Annotated in this window: 2 protein-coding genes and 1 tRNA gene; 1 reads left to right on the top strand and 2 read right to left on the bottom strand. The window is 49.1% G+C overall.

All coding sequences use genetic code 11. The annotated features are described in order from the left end of the window. Positions 1-298 precede the first annotated feature (298 nt). Positions 299-370, bottom strand: a tRNA-Glu gene (locus KDD36_15080). A gap of 458 nt (positions 371-828) precedes the next feature. Between KDD36_15080 and KDD36_15075 the strand changes: the two genes are divergently transcribed. Then, on the top strand, positions 829-1,839 hold the full coding sequence (locus tag KDD36_15075; protein MCB0397971.1) for a DUF1028 domain-containing protein: 1,011 nt from the start codon (positions 829-831) through the stop codon (positions 1,837-1,839). Positions 1,840-1,875: 36 nt separating this feature from the next. On the opposite strand, the gene KDD36_15070 is transcribed toward KDD36_15075, so the two are convergent. Further along, positions 1,876-2,191: porin (locus tag KDD36_15070; protein ID MCB0397970.1), on the bottom strand; the 316-nt coding region annotated here is incomplete at its 5' end.

The following is a 2,191-nucleotide window of genomic DNA, read 5'->3' as shown; positions in this document are numbered from 1 at the left end:
CCTTCGCTTTGTGATAGACCTTCAGTTTTTCAAAGTCGAACATGAGGGTTAGATCAGATTTTTGACAAATCTGGAGATTCCAGGTGGAGAAAAGGGGATAAAGTGATGTAGGAAGTTGCGGAGGTGACTTTCGGAATTCTTTTACCCTTAATGTCAGCATACAGTTTGAGCCTGCCTGCCATCGCACAGGCCAAGGCGTCGGCAGGCAGGCATACAGCATACAGGGCCAAAAACAGCAAGAGCATACGGTGAATCGGAGGTTCTGTATGCTCCACACTGTATGCTCTTGCTGTTTTTGTAGCCCGTAGGGGAATCGAACCCCTGTTTCCAGGATGAAAACCTGGCGTCCTAACCCCTAGACGAACGGGCCATTTTATTTGAAGATTAGCTGATGGGCTAATTTGAAAATGGTCAAAAATATGGTAGGCAAGCTACCTGAATATCTAAAAGAACACTTCATTTATTTTACAAGGATGAAAAACCTTGCGTTCTAACCCCTACTGTGTCCGCCGTAGCAGAAGCGAAGGAGGAGACGAACGGGCCATTTTATTTGAAGATTAGCCGATGGGCTAATTTGAAAATGGTCAAAACATTATAAAGAACGGCCTTCGCGGCATCAAAACAGTGGGCTTCACCACCATTGCTTTACGCTATAATGGCGGGCTTCGCCCGCCGTAGCTCTACGCCATAATAGCGGGCTTCGCCCGCCGCAGCTTTACGCGAAGGCGGGCAAATATAGAAACTTTCTGATTTCTATACAAAAGCATAACACTTGATTTTATCACCTTTTGTTATTTCCTTCGTATCACCTTTTCGAGCCGTTACGTGATGAAATCTTCTCGCTACCTATCAATCGGACTACTGCTGTTGCTGTACGTCTCTTCGTACGCGACGTTTTCCATCGTTGCGGTTGACCCCCTTACAGGTCAGGTAGGCAGCGCCGGTGCATCATGTTCAGATGGCAGCGGATGTGGCGGATGCGGTGGGGTGGTCGTGATCAATGGCATTGTTCCCGGTGTTGGAGCAATCAATGCTCAAGGTGTCACCTGCTTCCCAGATCTTAATCTGCAGAATGGCATGAACTGGATGAGGGCCGGACATACACCGTCGCAGATCATCTCTGATTTGACTGCCCATGACAAATGCTTTCAGGGTGGCGTTAGCCAACGCCAGTATGGAATTGTTGGCTTTGATGATAACGATAACCCCGTGGTGGCTACCTATACCGGTTCCGGTTGTGCGGGCTATGCCAGTCAGCGAATCGGATATAACTACAGTATTCAGGGGAGTAATCTGTTAGGTAAGGAGGTTCTTGACAGCATGGCAGCCCGTTTCGAACGTGAGACCGGCAGCCTGGCGTGTAAGCTCATGGCTGCGCTTCAGGCAGCAAAGGTGGTGGGAGCAGATACGCGATGTGCGGCAGCCGGTGTATCCAGCTTGTCGTCATACCTAAGGGTGGCGGAGTCGGATGATGAATCCCCGAACTTTTTCATTAACCTGGTCGTGTCCGGCACCCCGGAAGGGGTTGATCCGATCGATGAGCTGCAGTCCCTGTTTGACCAGTCATACAGTTGTACCGTTCCTGTTGGTATAACGCAAATCAAGGGAAAGTCCTTTCTTATTTATCCGAATCCCGCCTCGGACATTTTTCATATCCGTTCCGGATCAACCATCCGTGAAGTTATGATTTATGATATGCTGGGGAATCAGGTGGTTGCAGAAGCGCCGGCCAGCCCCGTCTATTCATGGGACGTACAGCAAATGCCCGATGGTATGTATATGGTTCGTGTTCGTACGGATGCAGGATGGTCGCTGGACCGGCTTATTGTTAGCAGGTGATTTGCCCTTATCCGCACAGATTAACCAGGAAACAAGCTAAAAGTGGCAGTCAACCTGCAACCGGTATTCAAGCATGTTTGCAGGACTGTTGTCTTTCGTCTTATAGGTAAGATCTCCCTGCACTTTTAGTTTATGTCCTACAATGTACCTGGATAGTCCGAGGGTATACTGCTCAAATGGTGAAGCAACCTGCACATCCGGCTTGATTCCGGTAAACCTGCCCGCCACCTCCCAGTTGCATCTGAAAATATATCCTGCCTGAACATTTATGCCGCTGCCGATGTAAAGCTTGTCTCCTGTGGTTGTTCCACTTGCATGCTTTGCGATAGGGGTCCGGGTAGACTTGTTAGCA

The sequence above is a fragment of the Flavobacteriales bacterium genome, from assembly GCA_020435415.1.
Classification (GTDB): domain Bacteria; phylum Bacteroidota; class Bacteroidia; order JACJYZ01; family JACJYZ01; genus JACJYZ01.
The sequence above is the reverse complement of the archived record's forward strand: the minus strand, read 5'-3'. Positions and strand labels throughout refer to the sequence as shown.